Raw genomic sequence first — 18,849 nt, 5'->3', positions numbered from 1 at the left:
CTCGCTTCTCATGTCTAACCTCTCACTTCTCTAACGTGTTTCCAGCGCCGGTGCGACCATAAATAGTCCGCGGGGGCAGCTTGAATATCGTGCTCCAGCTGGCGGGCGAAGGCTTCGGTGATTTGGTGGCCGTCTTTGGGCAGGGGCGTTTCGCCGTCGTATAGCTCGGTGAGGTGCATCTCGTAGTAGCCGCGCCGTTGGCGGCGGATGCTGACGTACACCACGGGGCAATGAAACTGAGCAGCTAGCTTGTCGGCACCGGTGTAGAAGGCGGTATCCTGGTGCAGAAAACGCGTCCAGTACTGCTGGTCGGCGCGGCTGGGGCTTTGGTCGCTCAGCATACTAAGGACCCTTCCTTCGTTGCGGTGACGCACCAAGTGGCGTAGCGTATCGCGCATGGGCACTAGTCGGGCGCCCGTTTGGGTGCGCAGGCGGTACACGAAATCTTCGAAGAACGGATTGGTGAGCGGCTTGTACACGCCATCGGCCCGCGGCCCCAACCAGACAGCGCCAGCCGTAATAATCCACTCCCAGTTGCCGGCGTGCGAGCCGAGAGCCAGCACCGGCCCACCTTTAGCCAGTAGTTTCTCCAGCACTTCCGGATTGGGCATAAACACCCGTTGCTTTAGCTCAGCGGCAGAAATGCCCCCCAGCTTCAAAACCTCTATCATTAATTCGGCAAAGTGCCGGTAGAACTCCTTCACCAAGCGCCTGATCTGCGCCTCTGTTTTATCTGGAAATGAATTGCGCAAATTCTGCAGCACCACCCGCTGCCGGTAGCGCAGCCCATAGGCCATCACCAGATAAAACCCATCGGCCACCACGTACAACACCGATAAAGGCAAATGCGCCAAGCCGGTCAGCAGCCACTCCAGGGGCCGATAATACCACGGATAGAGTCTCTGGGGGGCTTTTTTCATCGGGGCAAAGAAGCAGCGGCGGGCGCGTACTCGTCGGGGCGGCGTTGGAGACGCGTGGTTTGTGAGGTCAGTAGCTTGCCTTTTGCGTCGCGCACCTCCACGATCAGGTCGTAGTCGCCAGCCATCAGATTGGCAATATTCATATCGCCCAGCACCAGATGAGGGCCGCCGGCCACGGATCGGGCCAAGCCAGCGGAAGTTAATACGTCAGCGCCCCCAGCTGTCGGGCGCACCCTGGCGCGGGTGGCCAGCACAAGGGGCGAAGGAGCGTCATATAGCTCGGCGTACCAAGCCAGGCGGTTGGCCCCGCGGGCATAAAGGCCGTTGGGCGTACGCGCGAGACTGTAGCCACCACGGGTAAAGTTGTCGCCTTCCACAGCCGATTTGCCCCCCACCCGACTCAACAACACGATATCACTCAAGCGGGTCCTCTCCTGATTGAAATCCAGCACTAATGGCTGTTCTAGCAGTCCAAGGCTCTTTTTACTTGTCTGGTCCTGCAGCTTTGCCCGCAGCGTGTACTGCCCATCGGCAAGTTCCACACGCTTTTGGAAAATAATTGAATTCTTAATGGCACCGCTAGTGTCGTTTAGCACAGGTGGTTTTAGGGCAATAGTTTCCTGATAAGCAGCCGAGCCATCGGCCCGCAGCACCTCTAGTGTAACCAAAGCGGCGGCCTGATATACTTTGGGTGCCCGTTTGCGGTAAATCAGGGCGTTTCCGGGCACCGTTACATACAACTCGACCACCGCTCCTTTCGTGATACTGTTTTCGTTGCGAAAGCGAGCGACATCGAGCAATAAGCCCTGCTTCTGAGCTTGAGCTACGAGGGCATTGCTGAGCATAAGCAACCCGACGAGCAACCGGAAGGCAAAGGATTTTGTCATTTTGGCTGATTAATGGCGGAGCAAAAGTACTCCCCGAACTCCTTACTATTGCAGGACCTTCATTTTTGCGCCCGACTTGCCAGCATCATGCCCGTTTTATTTGAATTGCCTTATAATCCGCCTATTGCCTTTTTTGCCGAACTAGTCGGCGCTGATTTTTTGTTATTAGAAAGCCACGAAAACTATCGCAAGCAAACCTATCGGAACCGGTGTCTTATCCTCACTGCGCAAGGAGTAAAGCCACTTACGGTGCCTGTAGTGGATGGTAATCGTAGCGAGAAAGTTAAAACTGCAGATCTGGAGATAGATTATCGGCAAAACTGGGTGCACCAGCATTGGCGCACCCTGCAAACCGCTTATGGTGGCAGTCCGTATTTTGAATATTATGCCGACTATCTGCACGATATCTACGTACAAAAACCACCGCTGCTTTTCGACCTCAACCTCAACCTACTGCACTTCTACCTACGATGCCTTCGGCTGCGCATCCCGTTGGCATTCACCCCTGAATATCACCCCTCCTACTCTGACCCTACGGTGCGCGACCGGCGCGATTGGCTGACACCCAAAGCGCCTGCTCCCTCTGAACCTGACACTCCGTCCGAACCCAGCCGGGTGCGGCCTTATTCGCAGACCTTTGGCCTGCAATTTGTTCCTCATTTAAGCATATTGGATCTGCTCTTTTCGCAGGGCCCTAACGCCGGCAGCTATCTCGCGTAGATTTCCTCAGCGCTGCCCCCGAACCTTCGCCCGCCCTTTCCTGTTTTCAGGTTGATCCGGCCCAACCCGTTTTTTCAAGCGGGGATCTATATTTTCCTCACTACCTTATCTGCATGGAAGCTAAATTCTCAAATCGAGTCAAAGAGGTCATCTCTTTGAGCCGGGAAGAAGCCATCCGCCTCGGGCACGATTATATCGGCACCGAACACCTATTGCTGGGCATGATCCGCGAAGGCGAGGGCACAGCCATCGGACTGCTCAAGAAATTGGGTGTTTCGGTGGAAGAGCTTAAGTACGCACTGGAGCAGGCCACCCGCAACACGGCTACGCAAGGCACGAGCATTACCGGCTCTATTCCGCTGACCAAACAAACCGAAAAAGTACTCAAGATCACCTATCTAGAGGCCAAAATCTTCAAAAGCGAAATTATTGGCACCGAGCATCTGCTCCTGTCAATTTTGCGCGATGAAGACAATATTTCTTCGCAAATCCTCAGCAAATTCAACGTGAACTACGAATCCGTACGCGACTCGCTGGACTATCACGGCAACCCTGCCCCCACCGACCGCGCCCCCGACACCGACGACGACGACAACGACAAGCTTTTCGGCGGCTCCGGCCGCGGCAGCAGCTCGGGTAGCAGCAGCTCGGCCGCTAAGAAGCCGGGCGAGAAGTCACGCACGCCAGTGCTCGACAACTTCGGCCGCGACCTGACCAAGCTGGCGGAGGATGACAAGCTGGACCCCATCGTGGGCCGCGAAAAAGAAATTGAGCGCGTGGCTCAGATTCTGTCGCGTCGCAAGAAGAACAACCCTATCCTCATTGGTGAGCCTGGGGTTGGTAAAACAGCTATTGCGGAAGGCCTCGCTTTGCGCATTATCCAGAAGAAAGTCTCGCGGGTGCTGTTTGGCAAGCGCGTGGTGACGCTGGATTTGGCTTCGCTGGTAGCTGGCACCAAGTACAGGGGGCAATTTGAGGAGCGCATGAAGGCCGTGATGAACGAGCTGGAAAAGTCGCCCGACGTTATCCTCTTTATTGACGAGTTGCACACGATTGTAGGCGCTGGTGGCGCTTCCGGCTCGCTGGATGCCTCCAACATGTTTAAGCCGGCTTTGGCTCGTGGTGAGATTCAATGCATTGGTGCTACCACGCTGGACGAGTATCGTCAGTATATCGAGAAAGATGGTGCTTTGGCCCGTCGCTTCCAGATGGTAATGGTAGATCCTACTACGCCCGAGGAGACGATCGAAATCCTGCATAACATTAAGGATAAGTACCAGGACCACCACCATGTCGTGTACACCGACAAAGCCATTGAGTCCTGCGTGAAACTTTCGGACCGTTATATGTCCGATCGTTTCCTGCCAGACAAAGCCATCGATATTCTCGACGAGGCTGGTGCCCGCGTGCACATCAACAACATCGTGGTCCCCGAAGACATTCTCAAGCTTGAAGAGCAGATTGAGAATATCAAGGTGGAGAAAAACCGCGTAGTAAAGTCGCAGAAATACGAAGAAGCTGCCCAGCTTCGCGACAAGGAAAAGAAGCTTCTGGAACAGCTCGACTCAGCTAAGAAAAGCTGGGAAGATGAGACCAAGAAGAAGCGCTACACGGTGAAAGAGGAAAACGTGGCCGAGGTAATCGCCATGATGACCGGCATTCCGGTGGTGCGTGTGGCCCAGAACGAAAGCCAGAAGCTGCTCAACATGGGTGAGGAGCTGCAAGGCAAAGTAATTGGCCAGGAAAAAGCCATCAAGCAGTTGGTGAAGGCTATCCAACGCACGCGCGTAGGCTTGAAAGACCCGAAGAAGCCTATTGGCTCGTTCGTGTTTCTGGGCCCAACGGGCGTAGGTAAGACGGAGCTAGCCAAAGTCTTGTCTACTTATCTCTTCGATAAGGAGGATTCACTCGTGCGCATCGACATGAGTGAGTACATGGAGAAATTCAGCGTATCGCGCCTGGTGGGCGCGCCCCCCGGCTACGTGGGCTACGAGGAAGGCGGTCAGCTGACGGAGAAAATCCGCCGCAAGCCGTACTCGGTTATCCTGCTCGATGAGATTGAGAAGGCTCACCCTGATGTATACAACTTGCTGCTGCAGGTTCTTGACGACGGTATCCTGACCGACGGTCTGGGCCGCAAGGTGGACTTCCGCAACACGATTATCATCATGACCTCTAACATCGGTGCCCGCGATTTGCAGGACTTCGGTGCGGGTATCGGCTTCGGCACGAAGAACCGGCTGGAAAACATGGATGATATGATGAAGGGTACCATTACCAATGCCCTGCGCAAGACTTTCTCGCCGGAGTTCCTGAACCGCTTGGATGACGTGATTGTCTTCAACTCGTTGGAGAAGAAAGACATCCACAAGATCATCGACATCTCGCTGGCTAAGCTCCTGTCGCGCATCCAGACCTTAGGCTACAAAGTTGAGCTGACGGAATCTGCTAAGGATTTCGTAGCTGACAAAGGCTATGACCCCAAGTATGGTGCACGTCCGTTGAACCGGGCTATCCAGAAGTATATCGAAGATCCGATTGCTGAGGAAATTTTGAAAGCGGAAATTGCTCAAGGTGACGTAATTACCGCTGACTACATGGAAGGTGCTGAAGAGTTAACCTTTGCAGTAAGCAAGAGTGGTGAAAAGACGAATCTGGCCAGCGATGAGCGGCCGGAGGAAGCCCCCGAGCCAGATACCGATGACACTGACTCGACTAAAGGCAAGGGCAAGTAAGTCAATTGAATAATTGAAAATGGCCGGTTCCTGTGAGGGAGCCGGCCATTTTTGTATTTTTGAAAAAACCTGTCTGCTATGGAATCACCGCGCAAACGCCGCTACACGGAAGAGGAGTATTTAGCTATGGAGTATGCCTCCGAATTCAAGCATGAATTCGTAGATGGGCGGATTTACCCGTGGGGTCACCCCGATATGCTGGGCATGTATGACGTGCAGGCCATGTCGGGCGCGTCGTTGCCGCATAACACTTTAACCAGCAATGTAAGTCTTTCCTTAGGCAACCAATTGAGAGGAAAAGGTTGCCGGGTATATGGCAGCGATATGCGTGTTCATATTCCCCTGACCGGCACCTACCTCTACCCGGATGTGCTGGTCGTGTGCGGGCAGCCGGGGATTCTGAGAAATGGCAAGCTGGATTTATTGGTGAATCCCGTGGTTATTATTGAAGTGCTGTCAGACTCAACTGCGGATTACGATCGTAGTGGCAAATTTATGCGCTACCGCAGTATTGAGTCGGTGCGGGAGTATTTGCTGATTGATTCGCGTAGTATTCGGGCAGAGTTATATACCCGAACCGGAACAGGGCAGTGGACTTTTATTGAGATTCTAGACCCGGTAGGCACGATTGATCTTACGAGCATGAATACAACGCTTACGATGAAGGATGTTTATGAGGACACAGGTATATCGTAATAATTACTTATTACTGAGTCGACTGCCTTCGTTTTTGCAGGGCTATATGATAGTAAGCTAACTTGGTAGGCCGCTCCAAATTTTTGGGGCGGCTTTTCTTTACCTGTACGTTACCTTTGGTTTCCCAACCTAAGTAGCTACATCAATTCCCACCCAACTATGTCCGATCCGCACGCCGACGCCCAGTTAAGCAAACTCGAAATACTCGACCGAAAGAATGCCGAGGCATTGCTTGGTGGGGGGCAAATTCGCATTGATGCACAGCACAGCAAAGGCAAGCTAACGGCCCGAGAACGGGTAGATTTATTGCTGGACGAAGGCTCATTTGAGGAAATCGGCAAGTTTGTGATGCACCGCTCCAAGGACTTTGGCCTGGACAAAGAATACTACCTTGGTGATGGTGTGGTGACAGGTTACGGCACGGTGAATGGTCGCTTGGTGTATGTTTTCTCCCAGGATTTCACGGTGTTCGGTGGCTCTCTGAGTGAGACGCATGCTGAGAAAATTGTTAAAATCATGGACTTGGCCATGAAGAATGGCGCCCCCGTTATTGGCCTGAATGACTCGGGCGGGGCACGTATTCAGGAAGGCGTCGTGAGCTTGGGCGGGTACGCTGACATTTTCTACAAAAACACACTCGCCTCCGGAGTTATTCCGCAGCTGTCGGCCATTATGGGGCCGTGCGCGGGTGGCGCGGTGTATTCGCCGGCCATCACCGACTTCATTCTGATGGTGGAAGACACGAGCTATATGTTCGTAACGGGGCCAAACGTGGTGAAGACGGTGACGCACGAGAACGTGACTAGTGAAGAGTTGGGTGGGGCTAGCACCCACTCGGCTAAAAGCGGGGTAACGCACTTTTCCTGCGCGAATGAGGTAGCCTGCATCACCCACCTCAAGCAGCTGCTGAGCTACATGCCGCAGAACTGCGAAGAAACGGCCCCCAGCCTGCCCTATGAGCCTCAGGCTGACGAAATGCGCCCAGCACTGAATACTATTATTCCCGAAAACCCCAATCAGCCTTACGATATCCGCGAAGTAATTGAGGGGATTATTGATGCCGGCTCATTCCTGGAAGTTCACCAGAATTTTGCTGAGAATATTGTCGTAGGCTTTGCTCGCTTGGTGGCCGCAGCATCGGGATTGTGGGCAATCAGCCTGCTGTGCTGGCCGGCGTACTCGACATCAATGCTAGTACTAAAGCTGCCCGTTTCGTGCGTTTCTGTGACTGCTTTAATATTCCGCTGCTGGTGCTGGAAGATGTACCCGGCTTTTTGCCTGGCACTGACCAGGAATGGCGCGGCATCATTACGAATGGCGCTAAGCTGTTGTATGCTTTTTGCGAAGCCACGGTGCCGCGTATCACAGTTATTACCCGGAAAGCGTACGGCGGCGCCTACGATGTGATGAACTCCAAGCACATTGGAGCCGATATGAACTATGCCTGGCCTACCGCCGAAATTGCTGTGATGGGGGCCAAAGGCGCGGCAGAAATTATTTTTAAGCGTGAAATAGCTGCTGCCACCGACCCGGAAGCGAAGCTGGCCGAAAAGGTAGACGAGTATCAGCAGAAGTTTGCGACACCTTACCGCGCCGCGCATCGCGGCTTTGTGGACGAGGTCATCCTGCCTTCCCAGACGCGCCAGAAATTGATTCGCACGTTTAAAATGCTGGAGAACAAGGTAGATGTGTTGCCGCGCAAAAAACACGGAAATATCCCGTTGTAGGCGTCATTCCGAGCGACGGGAGGAATCTGAGTGTTCTTCTCGCTACTCCCATTCTCAAAACTTAACACGTAGTGCGGCTAAATCAGATTTCTCACTACGTCCGAAATGATAAATAGTATGCGTAACGAATCATTCGATTTCCTCCAGAAATATCTGAATAATCCTTCTCCGACTGGCTTTGAGAAGGAAGGGCAAAAGCTGTGGCTTGACTATGTTAAGCCCTACATTGACGAATACTTCGTTGACACCTACGGAACTGTGGTTGGGGTGATTAACCCGAAAGCCAAGTACAAAGTCGTTATTGAAGCGCACGCCGATGAGATTTCTTACTTCGTGAATTACATCACGAAAGAGGGCTACATCTATGTGCGGCGTAATGGCGGCTCTGATGCCTTGGTAGCGCCATCCAAGCGTGTGAATATTCACACAGACAAGGGCATTGTGAAGGCCATCTTTGGTTGGCCCGCTATCCATGTGCGCAAGGTGGAGCAGGATAAAGCGCCGACTATTGAAACAATTTTCCTGGACTGTGGCGCTACTTCTAAAGACGAAGTAGAGCAAATGGGTATTCACGTAGGCTCGGTCGTCACCTTCGAAGACGAGTTTATGGTGATGAACCGGCAGTATTTTGTGGGGCGGGCGCTCGACAACCGTATTGGAGGTTTTATGATTGCGGAAGTGGCCCGGCTGCTGAAGGAAAACAAGCAGAAGCTGTCCTTTGGCCTCTACGTAGTGAATGCCGTGCAGGAAGAGATTGGGCTGCGGGGGGCAGAAATGATAGCGCACCGCATTCAGCCCGACGTGGCTATCATTACGGACGTCATTCATGATACGCAGGCGCCCATGTACGAGAAGAAAACCAGCGGCGACCTGCACTGTGGCAAAGGCCCAGTAGTTACCTATGGCCCGGCGGTGCAGAATAACTTGCGCGAGCTGATCATTGAAACGGCTAAAACCGCTGATATCCCGTTTCAGCGCGCATCCGCAACCCGCGCCACCGGCACCGACACCGATGCCTTTGCGTACTCCAATGCTGGCGTGGCGGCCGCGCTTATCTCCCTGCCGCTCAAGTATATGCATACTACCGTAGAGACCGTACACCAGGATGATGTGGAGAACGTAATTCGGTTGATTTACGAAACCCTGCTGCGCATCGAGGATGGCCACGATTTCCGGTATTTCAGCTAGAAGTGAGAGCCAAAAAGCGAAAAGCGAGACTTTAAACTGATACTATTCTATCGGTTTGAAGTCTCGCTTTTCGCTTTCACTCTGTTCAACTTATACGCAGGAACACTGTCTTACTTCTCATGTCTGACTTCTCACCTCTAACGATTCCCCTTACGCTCATTGACCAGATAGGACGGCGTGTGGCGGTGCCTTATCCGCCGCAACGCATCGTGTCGCTGGTGCCTTCGCAGACGGAGTTATTGTTTGATTTGGGTTTGGGCGGCAGAATAGTTGGGGTGACAAAATTCTGCATTCATCCAGCCGAAGCGCGTCAGCGGGCTACCGTAATTGGCGGCACCAAATCGTTTGATTTTGAGAAGATTGCTGCGCTGAAGCCTGACCTTATTATTGGTAACAAGGAGGAAAACTATCAGGAAGGCATTGAGCAGTTGGCGGTGCATTATCCGGTGTGGCTAAGTGATATTTCTACCTTGACTGATGCCTTGCGCATGATTCGGCAGGTAGGCGTGATAACCGGAGCGAAGTCCAGGGCTGACGGAATAGCAGAGGCTATAGAATCTTCTTTTACGCAGCTTGTGCCGCCCAAATCTTTGATTCCAGCTGCCTATTTTATTTGGCGTAAGCCGTATATGGTGGCCGCGAGTAGCACTTTTATAAATGATATGCTGGCGCGAGTGGGCTTTGCTAATGTATTTGCCCCCCAGCAGCGCTATCCGGAGATTTCAGCTGAGCAGCTGGCAGCAGCCGCGCCACGGGTTATTCTCTTATCGTCGGAGCCTTACCCTTTTGCTGCTAAGCACATTGCGGAGTTTCAGGGAATTTGTCCCCCGGCCCAGATTCAAATAGTGAACGGAGAATTATTCAGCTGGTATGGCAGCCGACTACAACAATCGACCGCGTATTTTGCTGAGTTGAGAGCGGCTGTTGTGACATAAAGTATAAAAGGCGGTCATGCAGAGGCGGAGCCGAAGCATCTCGCTCGCGGTAGTAGGATTAGTACTCCTGCATCAGCACGCGAGATGCTTCGCTGCGCTCTGCATGACCGCCTTTTAAATACGCTCTGTACTTCATACTATAAATCCCGCCTGTTCCAACTCATCCCAAAAGCTAGGATAAGACTTGCGAACGACGTGGGGTGCTTCAATAGTTAATGAGCCGCGGAGCGCTAGGGGCGCAAAAGCCATAGCCATGCGGTGGTCGTGGTAGGTGGCTATGGTTTGGCCATTTACCTTAAACTCATTGGCAGTTACGCGGAATACGTCTGGTTGCTCCTCGGCGAGGGTAGCGCCGAATTTGGCTAGCTCGGTTTGGAGGGCTAGAATGCGGTCCGTTTCCTTGATGCGCAGGCTTTCCAGGCCAGTCATTTCTACGTTTACGCCTTGGGCGGCAGCTATTACAGCAACGGTTTGGGCCAGGTCGGGGCAATCGGTGAAGTCTTGAGAAAAAGCACCAATTATAGGTTGCTGAGTGAGCCCTACGCCATCGGGCAGAAACTCAGTGGCTACGCCCAATTTTTCCATAATCCCAACAATTGCTTGGTCGCCTTGCAGGGAGTGGCGGCGTAGGCCCGGCAAATAAATTTGCCCCCCGACAGACGACAAAGCCACCATAGCATACCAATAGCTCGCCGCCGACCAATCAGCCTCAATGGCATAATCGGCGGGCTTGTAGGGAGTGGGACGTACTTCCAGAACGGAACCTAAATCCCGGCAGTCGGCCCCAAAACGCTGCATAAGTGCCAGTGTCATGCGGATATAGGGTCGCGAACCAACTTTACCCGTTAAAAATAACCGCAGGCCACCGGGCAGTCGGGGTCCGATCATTAGCAAAGCCGAAATATACTGGCTGCTGATGTCACCCCGCACAGTGAGTTCGGCCATGTCTGCGGGGGGCAAATTTGCCCCCCACCCCTTAATATTTAAGGGCGGATACTCTTCCTTTTCCGCGTAGTCAATCTGCATGCCGAGCTGGCGCAGGGCATCGACCAAGACGCCAATAGGGCGCTCCCGCATGCGGGCGGTGCCGGTGAGCAATACACGCCGGTCGGTGACGGATAAGTACGCCGTGAGGAAGCGCATCACGGTGCCGGCATCCTCCGCATCGAGCGTATCGGCGGCGGCACTGGCTAGCAGGCGGCGCATGAGCTGCGTATCGTTGGCGGCGGAAAGATTGGAGAGGGAACCGTTACCGGCAAGCGCCTGAATAATCAGGGCGCGGTTGCTTTCACTCTTGGAGGCGGGCAGTTGGGCGGTGCCCTGCATAGGGCCGCCGGGCCAGGATAACATTATTGACTCGGGCATTCGGGGTGCTTAATTATATGACGCACAGTGCGTAGCAGACTTGGTTTTTCAGCTCAACAGTCGGTGATAGTAGCGCAGGGAGCTTGCTATCTCGGCTACACTAATAGGCTGGTCGTAGATGGCGTGGCCAATGCCTTTCAGCAAGGTGCAGTTGATGGTCGAGCCCGTGTTTTTCTTGTCCTGAAGGGCCAGCTCGGCAATAGCATCGGTTTCGAGCGTAACAAACTGCACCTTTTCGAATACAGAGAACAGGAAAGTCTCAATCTTATCTAACTCTTCTTCACTTAAGAGGCCTTTCTTCATGGATAGCCAGCTTTCGCAAATCATGCCGGCGGCAACTGCTTCGCCGTGCAGAATCTCGCGGCCGGGCTGACTGAGCAGGTAGCTTTCGAGGGCATGGCCCACGGTGTGGCCGAAGTTAAGCACCTTGCGCAAACCGCTTTCCAGCGGATCGGCGGCTACGATGCGCTCCTTCGTTCGGACCGATTCGTGAATAATAGGACCCCATTCGTCCACGAAAAAGCCGGTACGACGATGGTGTTCAAACGCGGCGGCATCGGCAATAAGCCAATGCTTAACCACTTCCGCGTAGCCCGACTTGAGCTGGCGCGGTTCGAGCGTATTCAGAAACCGGGGCTCGATAAACACCGCAGCAGGCGCCTGAAATACGCCGAGCTGGTTTTTGTAATTCTGAAAATCAACGCCGGTTTTGCCCCCCACGCTGGCATCTACCTGCGCCAGCAGCGTAGTGGGCACCTGTAAGAAGCGGATACCACGCTTATACAAGGCTGCGCAAAAGCCCCCCAGATCCGTAACGACGCCCCCGCCGAGGTTCACGAGCACCGCAAAACGGTCGGCGCGGGCTTCGGTAAGTGCTTCCCACACCGTTTCGCAGGTAGCTAGCACCTTATATTCTTCCCCGGCTGGAATTTCGATAGTGATGTGATTTTCAGGCAGAAAATCGCGCAGACGCGGGTAGCAGAGCCGAATCGTGTTGGCATCGGCCAACACAAAAACCTGACTTACCGCCGGTTGGCGAAGCAAGTCGGCAAGTTCGATCAACGCATGGGGACCGATGGCAGGAGTGTCTTGCAAGGGATGAGCGGGTTAACGGAGAACAATCGAAAGAACAGGTAGTAAAGACGGCTATTCCGGGTTCTGGTTTAGTATCTCGGTTTGCTTGCGGATACTTTCCAGGTGAATAAGCTCGTAGAGCTTGGCCACAAACGGATCATTCAGGCGCAATTTTGCCCCCCACTCCCGCCGCGACGTAAAGATTTCCTGCCAGCGGTCCATCTGCAAAATCTTCACGTTGTTTTCCTTTTTGTATTCGGCCAGCTGTTCTACCAGCGCCATGCGTGCGGCCAACGCCTCCATCAACTCACGGTCGGCCGTATCGATTTGCTGACGCAGTTCTTCCGCTTTATTCAGGAAATCGGCATTGTTGGAAGAACGGTAACGGTATTTCAGCTCCGTTAAAATCTCGGCCAGCCGCGCCGGTGTTACCTGCTGCGCCGCGTCGGATAGGGCATTATCAGGGTCGGGGTGCGTTTCAATCATCAGGCCGTCGTAGTCCAGATCGAGGGCCTTTTGCGAGACGGGCAGGATCAGGTCGCGGCGCCCACTGATGTGGCTGGGGTCGCAGATCAGGGGAACTTGCGGAAAGCGCGCTTTTAGCTCAAATGCCAGCTGCCAGGTCGGGGCGTTGCGGTAGCGCGAGGGCGCAAACGTGCTAAACCCGCGGTGAATGGCAGCCAGATCGGTGATGCCCACGCGCTCCAGTCGCTCCAATGCACCCGCCCACAATGCCACATCCGGGTTCACTGGGTTCTTGACCATCACGGGCACGCCGGTACCGGCTAATGCGTCGGCTAACTCCTGCACGGCGAAGGGGTTAACCGTAGTGCGAGCCCCAATCCAGAGCACATCAATGCCGTAGCGCAGGGCGTCTTCTACGTGGCGGGGCGTGGCTACTTCTATGGTTACGGGTAAGCCTACTTCCTCGCGCACGCGCTGCAACCAAGGCAGCGCGGCGGTGCCCATGCCCTCGAACCCACCGGGTTTGGTACGCGGCTTCCAAACGCCCGAGCGAAACAGGTCTACTTTCCCCATAGCCTTCAGGGCGCGGGCGGTGGTGAGCACCTGATCTTCGGTTTCGGCGCTGCACGGCCCAGCAATGAGCAGTGGCAGCCCTTTGCTGGCGAGGAGGCGGGTAAAAAAGTGGTGGCAGAGGAAGTATTCATGAAAAACAAAGGCGGGTTCAGTGGCAAGCAGGCGCAAAAAGCCCCCCAGATCCCCAGGTAACGGTATTGGAAAAAGAGCGGGCTGCAAGGTAACTCTGCCGGTCAAAACGTTGTTTAAAACCTATCTTCGCCCACCCAAAAGCGTTGTTTAAAAACCACCCGCTCTATGTTAGCCACCCACGCTCCGTCTCTCTCCTTCAACGATACCGCCGTCGCCTTCGCTTCCAAGTCTGATGGCGAATTGCGCCAGATGTATGCTCTGTTTGCGGCTATGAACAATAATACGCTGGTGAAAGCCGGCGGTGGCTTGATGAAAACGGCGCTCAAATGGGGCCTGCCAGTTAAGTTTCTGATCAAAAAAACCATCTTTGAGCAGTTCTGCGGCGGCGAAACGATTCAGGAATGCTTACCCGTAATTGAGGAGTTGGGCCGCTACAACATCGGCACCATCCTCGACTATTCAGTGGAGGGCGAAGGCAGCGACAAAAGCTACGATCATACGCGCGATGAGATTCTGGCCACCATTGATATGGCCCATCGCTCCACCCATATTCCCTTCTCGGTATTTAAAGTAACCGGTCTCGCCGACAGCGCTATTCTGGAAAAGGTGCAGGCCAACCAGCCGCTGAATCAGGCAGAGCAAGCCAGCTTTGAGCGCTCTAAAGCGCGAGTTGATGCTATTTGTAGCCGCGCCCATCAGTATGGCGTGCGCGTATTCGTAGACGCGGAGGAAAGCTGGTTTCAGGAAACCATTGATACGCTGGCCTACGAGATGATGGCCAAGTACAACCGTGAGTCGGCTATTGTATGGAACACCTACCAGCTCTACCGCCACGACCGGCTGGAAGCTATTGAGCAAGCCTATGAAATTGCCAAGCGCGACGGATACTATCTGGGGGGCAAATTGGTGCGGGGCGCTTACATGGAAAAGGAAAGCCGCACTGCCGCCCAGCGCGGCTACCAAAACCCCATCAACCCTACCAAAGAGGCGACGGACCAACTCTATAATGAGTCGTTGCGCTACTGCGTGGCCCACGCCGACCGTATCAGCATCTGTGCCGGCACCCACAACGAGGCTAGCTCCCTGCTGCTCACGGAGCTGATGCAGGAGCGCAACCTGCGGCCGCAGGATACGCGCATCTGGTTTGCCCAGCTCTATGGCATGAGCGACAACCTGAGCTATAATTTGGCCAACGCGGGCTACAACACGGCTAAATACGTACCCTACGGCCCGGTGGAAGCAGTTATGCCCTACCTACTGCGCCGCGCCGACGAGAATACCGCCATTGCGGGCCAAAGCAGTCGGGAGTTTTCGCTTATTCAAAGAGAAATAACGCGACGCAAAGCAAAAAATAGGACGTACAAAAGATGGGCCTACGTCGGCACAGTTTTGGTTTACGGGCCTTGCACTACTACACTATATTCATTTAGAGTAGTACATTGCTAATCTTTTCTGCCCGTTTACTCACCCATTCGTCTAATGAATGCTCGCGTCCGCAGCCACTTAATTCGATTTGCCCGCCATCAGGTAGGCACCACCAGCTACCTGAATCTGGTGCAGGAAGCAGAGTTGGGCCTCAATCTGGAGATTTCGCACGAAAAGGCGCGTCTGAATGAAATCCTAAGTGAGATTTCAGAGAAAGAATATCAGAGTGGGCGCCCCATCCTGAGCTGCCTGGTAAAAGTAGCCGGCTCGAAAGGGCAGGGCGATTCCTTTTTTAAGCTGTGCGAACGGTTGGGGTTGGGCGAGTGGCGCACCTTAAAGCAGGACCCGGAATTTTTAAAAAAACTCCGACACGAGTGTCGGGAGTTTTGGCAAATAGATGCCAACTACGAGCAATTTGGCTGATTTAGATTGAACAAATAGCTCATCTGTAAGCTGAAATAGATCAGAATCTGAAGATAGAATAGCAGCTATACAGAAATTTCTGTAACCCCCGTCCTAAGCGCGCCGTTTAGCTACTCAACTGGCTAGTCGGGCGCTTTTCTGTTTTTAAAGTTCTCGCGGTTGGTTAAGCTCTCCCTTCATCAATTTAATCTACTCTACCCAAATGGAAACGAACAACAGTAACAACCCACTGAATACTGGTACAGGCTCAGGCGCTAACTACGGAACTGGCTCAGCTGGTACGGGCACGAGCAACAGTACGACGGGTAATACCACCTCAAGCGGCAACATGGGCAACTCCAGCACTGGAAGCTCTAATGTTAGCGGCGATGATTATAGCGCAACTGCCAAAGGTGCAGCAGCAGCAGGTACTGCTGGTGCAGTAGTAGGCGCTGGCATTGATGCCGTACAAAACACTGCCGACCATGCAGCACACGCTGTAACCGGTCAGCCTTACGACTCCAGCAAAAGCGGCGGTATAATGACCAGCTCTTTCCGTGACCGTGACAGCGCTGAGCGTGCGTATAACTCTATGTCATCGCGTGGTTATGGCAAAGATGACGTCAACTTGCTTATGTCGGACGAAACCCGCAAAAAGCATTTTGGCGAGAACACCGCTGATACTGACCTAGGCGATAAGGCTATGGAAGGTGCTGGCGTGGGTTCGGCTATTGGTGGTACTGCTGGTGCTATTATTGGTGCTATCGCTGCGATTGGCACCTCGGTGGCACTGCCCGGCTTGGGTCTTATCATCGCTGGTCCTATCGCAGCTGCATTGGCTGGTGCCGGTGCTGGTGGTTTGACTGGTGGCCTAGTAGGCGCCTTGGTAGGCTCAGGTATTCCTGAGGAGCACGCCGCTGAGTATGAAAGCGACATCAAGCAAGGTGGTATCGTAATGGGTGTGAAGCCCCGCAACGACGAAGATGCTAAGTACTTCGAAGAGGAATTCCGCCGCCACAATGGCGACCGTGTTCGTCGCTACTAGTAGCTGCTTGTATAGCTGACTAAGCACTTTATAAAAAGCCCTCTCCAACCTGGAGAGGGCTTTTTTGTTGTACTTAAGGATAACCTTAACTGCTTGCCATCTGATTTTAGCTATAATGCTTCGGTTCCCTTATCCAAATGGCATTCTATTGCGTATCTGTAGTTGCTTGTAGCAGGTTTGCTTGCCCAGGTTGGTGCAACCTCAACGGGAAACTCACTTCCTTTCCTTTCATTTTGGGCACTTATTTGCCAATAGCTAGCGTTTTGCGCTTGTAACCAGCTCCGGACTAAGTAGCTGATAAGCGGGCCGCGTTTCATTTCCTTTCGATTTTCTCCATTTCACGCTGATTTCCATGTCTTCTCCCCGCTTGAAAATAGGGCTTTATGCCTCGCTGGTGATGGCCATCTTTGTGCTTGCTTCCTACAAGCTCTACCGGCGTACCGATGCCCGGACGCCGCAGAAAGATGAAGTCCTCATCAAAGCTATGCTTCAGGGGCTGACTCTAGCCCACTACCAACCAGAAAAAGTGGATGACACTTTCTCCAAGCGGGTGTTTGATTTATACTTGAAGCGCATCGACTACAATAAGAAGTTCTTGTTGCAATCGGACGTAGCTCAGCTCCGTAAGTATCAAACGGCCATCGACGATCAGGTGAAAGCTGGTACCCATGAGTTTCTGGACCTGAGCACGCAGCTCCTGAATCAGCGCATGAAAGATGTGCAGGTCATGTACCGTGAGATTCTAACTCAGCCCTTCGATTTCACAAAAGAAGAGTCATTCGAGACCGAATCGGATAAGATGACTTTTGCGGTCGACAAAGCAGCTCAGCGTGAGGAGTGGCGTAAGTATCTGAAGTATCAGACGATGTCGCGGGTATCGGAGATGATGGACGAGCAGGCCAAGCGCAAAGAGAAAGCTTCGGCCCCAACCGCGTCGATCAATAAAACCCCCATTGTAGCGACCAACGAGCCCAACCGCACGCCAGCCGAGATGGAAATTGAAGCCCGCAAGCGCGTATTGAAGTACTTCGATAGCCAGTTTGGCGATATGATGCAGACGGATGCTTCTGAGCGCCTAGCGCTTTACGCTAACGTAATTGCAAATACCTACGACCCACACACCGAATATTTTGCCCCCCGCGACAAAGACAAGTTCGATGAGCAAATGACGGGGCAGTTTGAGGGTATCGGTGCTTCCTTGCAGGAAAAGGATGGGCAGATTAAAGTATCTGATTTGATTCCGGGTAGCGCCTCTTACCGTCAAGGTGATTTAAAAGCTGGCGACATTATCATGCGCGTAGCACAAGGTGCGGCTGAGCCAGTTTCGGTGGAAGGCATGCGCTTAGATAAAGCCGTAGTTCTTATCAAGGGCAAAAAAGGCACGGAAGTGCGCCTGACGGTAAAGAAAACCGATGGCAGTACCCAAGTTATCCCCATCATTCGTGATGTGGTGGTGGTTGAGGAAACATTTGCTAAGTCAGCTACCATTGATGACAACGGCAAGAAAATAGGTTATATCCGTTTGCCGGGCTTCTATGCTGACTTCAACGATAATGGTGGCCGCAGCAGCGCCACCGACGTGAAGAAGGAGTTGGAAAAACTTACTAAAGAGAACGTGCAAGGCGTTGTGCTCGACTTGCGCTCGAATGGTGGTGGCTCGTTGCAGGATGCGGTGGAAATGGCCGGCCTCTTCGTGGAGAATGGCCCGGTAGTGCAGGTTCGCTCCAGCCAGGGCGCGCCGAACATCCTGAACGACCGTGACCCTCGCGTGCAGTACTCTGGTCCGCTGGTGGTGTTGGTAAATAAGTACAGCGCGTCGGCTTCCGAGATTTTGGCCGCTGCCATTCAGGACTACAAGCGTGGCGTCATAATGGGCTCAGCCAGCACCTATGGCAAAGGCACGGTCCAGCGCATCTTCGACCTAGACGACGCGATGCCCGCCGAGTTCAACAACATCAAGCCTTTCGGCTCGCTGAAGCTGACAACCCAGAAGTTCTACCGCATCAATGGCGGCTCTACTCAATTTAAAGGCGTGGTGCCGGACATCATCCTGCCCGACTTGTACAGCTACCTCGACCAAGGCGAGAAGGAGTCGGACTATCCTTTGAAGTGGGATGAAATCAGTCCTGCTCGCTACCGCCCCTGGAGTGGTGCGCCTGCCGTAGCGAAGCTAAGCGAGGCCAGCAAGAAGCGCGTAGATAACAGCGAGAGCTTTAAGCTGATCAACGGCATGGTGCAGCGCATGATCAAGCGCAAGAACGACACAATGGTAAGTCTGAAACTGGATACCTACCGTGCCGAGCAGCTATTGGCCAAAGCCGAGTCGGATAAGTACGAGCAGTTGCAGAAAGCAGCCCAGCCGCTGAATATCGCTCCGCTGACCGCCGATCTGCGCCAGTTAGGCTCCGACACAGTACAGGTGAATCGGGCTACCCGCTTTACTCGCAACCTGAAAAAGGATATTACCTTGCGTGAAGCTGTAGCCGTGGTGAAAGACCAGATCTAGGCAACGTACAGGTCGCTTACAGAGCTTACTAAAAAAGCCCCCAGAATGATTCTG

Annotated in this window: 14 protein-coding genes and 1 pseudogene; 10 read left to right on the top strand and 5 right to left on the bottom strand. The window is 53.4% G+C overall.

The annotated features are described in order from the left end of the window. Window positions 1-14: 14 nt before the first annotated feature. On the bottom strand, window positions 15-920 hold the full coding sequence (locus MKZ35_RS03380; RefSeq protein WP_482511802.1) for a lysophospholipid acyltransferase family protein: 906 nt from the start codon (window positions 918-920) through the stop codon (window positions 15-17). Continuing rightward, entirely contained in the window at window positions 917-1,807 is an 891-nt protein-coding gene (locus MKZ35_RS03375; protein WP_482511801.1) for a hypothetical protein, read from the bottom strand. Before MKZ35_RS03375 ends, MKZ35_RS03380 begins: the two co-directional genes overlap by 4 nt. 87 nt (window positions 1,808-1,894) lie before the next feature. Between MKZ35_RS03375 and MKZ35_RS03370 the strand changes: the two genes are divergently transcribed. The 6 genes and pseudogenes from MKZ35_RS03370 to MKZ35_RS03345 all read left to right on the top strand — a co-directional run bounded on the left by MKZ35_RS03370 (window position 1,895) and on the right by MKZ35_RS03345 (window position 9,808). Next, the gene (locus MKZ35_RS03370; RefSeq protein ID WP_482511800.1) at window positions 1,895-2,527 is read left to right on the top strand and encodes a WbqC family protein; all 633 of its coding nucleotides are present in this window, start codon (window positions 1,895-1,897) and stop codon (window positions 2,525-2,527) included. A 113-nt stretch (window positions 2,528-2,640) separates the two neighbouring features. Continuing rightward, on the top strand, window positions 2,641-5,262 hold the full coding sequence (locus MKZ35_RS03365; protein ID WP_482511799.1) for an ATP-dependent Clp protease ATP-binding subunit: 2,622 nt from the start codon (window positions 2,641-2,643) through the stop codon (window positions 5,260-5,262). Window positions 5,263-5,340: 78 nt separating this feature from the next. Continuing rightward, window positions 5,341-5,958, top strand: a complete 618-nt coding sequence (locus MKZ35_RS03360; protein WP_482511798.1) for a Uma2 family endonuclease — start codon at window positions 5,341-5,343, stop codon at window positions 5,956-5,958. A 159-nt stretch (window positions 5,959-6,117) separates the two neighbouring features. Continuing rightward, a pseudogene (locus MKZ35_RS03355) lies at window positions 6,118-7,685 on the top strand (acyl-CoA carboxylase subunit beta). Window positions 7,686-7,802: 117 nt separating this feature from the next. Then, complete coding sequence (locus MKZ35_RS03350; protein WP_482511797.1) at window positions 7,803-8,873, top strand: M42 family metallopeptidase; 1,071 nt, start codon at window positions 7,803-7,805, stop codon at window positions 8,871-8,873. A gap of 119 nt (window positions 8,874-8,992) precedes the next feature. Beyond that, entirely contained in the window at window positions 8,993-9,808 is an 816-nt protein-coding gene (locus MKZ35_RS03345) for an ABC transporter substrate-binding protein (RefSeq protein WP_482511796.1), read from the top strand. A gap of 132 nt (window positions 9,809-9,940) precedes the next feature. Here MKZ35_RS03345 and MKZ35_RS03340 read toward each other — a convergent pair whose 3' ends face one another. The 3 genes from MKZ35_RS03340 to MKZ35_RS03330 are packed head-to-tail and all read right to left on the bottom strand — an operon-like array spanning window position 9,941 to window position 13,363. After that, window positions 9,941-11,173: a 3-phosphoshikimate 1-carboxyvinyltransferase gene (locus tag MKZ35_RS03340; RefSeq protein WP_482511795.1), complete on the bottom strand. Its 1,233-nt coding sequence runs from the start codon at window positions 11,171-11,173 to the stop codon at window positions 9,941-9,943. 48 nt (window positions 11,174-11,221) lie between these two features. Further along, the gene (aroB, locus tag MKZ35_RS03335; protein WP_482511794.1) at window positions 11,222-12,268 is read right to left on the bottom strand and encodes a 3-dehydroquinate synthase; all 1,047 of its coding nucleotides are present in this window, start codon (window positions 12,266-12,268) and stop codon (window positions 11,222-11,224) included. 51 nt (window positions 12,269-12,319) lie between these two features. Beyond that, window positions 12,320-13,363 (bottom strand): chorismate mutase, encoded by a 1,044-nt coding sequence (locus tag MKZ35_RS03330; protein ID WP_482512260.1) that lies wholly within the window; start codon window positions 13,361-13,363, stop codon window positions 12,320-12,322. 219 nt (window positions 13,364-13,582) lie between these two features. Between MKZ35_RS03330 and MKZ35_RS03325 the strand changes: the two genes are divergently transcribed. From MKZ35_RS03325 to MKZ35_RS03310, 4 genes are all read left to right on the top strand, one after another. Further along, window positions 13,583-14,863, top strand: a complete 1,281-nt coding sequence (locus tag MKZ35_RS03325) for a proline dehydrogenase family protein (RefSeq protein ID WP_482511793.1) — start codon at window positions 13,583-13,585, stop codon at window positions 14,861-14,863. Window positions 14,864-14,896: 33 nt separating this feature from the next. Beyond that, complete coding sequence (locus tag MKZ35_RS03320) at window positions 14,897-15,265, top strand: hypothetical protein (RefSeq protein ID WP_482511792.1); 369 nt, start codon at window positions 14,897-14,899, stop codon at window positions 15,263-15,265. Window positions 15,266-15,467: 202 nt separating this feature from the next. Next, entirely contained in the window at window positions 15,468-16,289 is an 822-nt protein-coding gene (locus MKZ35_RS03315; protein WP_482511791.1) for a hypothetical protein, read from the top strand. Between the two features lie 352 nt (window positions 16,290-16,641). Continuing rightward, window positions 16,642-18,795 (top strand): carboxy terminal-processing peptidase, encoded by a 2,154-nt coding sequence (locus MKZ35_RS03310; protein WP_482511790.1) that lies wholly within the window; start codon window positions 16,642-16,644, stop codon window positions 18,793-18,795. Window positions 18,796-18,849 lie beyond the last annotated feature (54 nt).

Source organism: Hymenobacter sp. R533113 (assembly GCF_056835965.1).
This window is presented reverse-complemented; position numbering and strand designations above follow the sequence as displayed.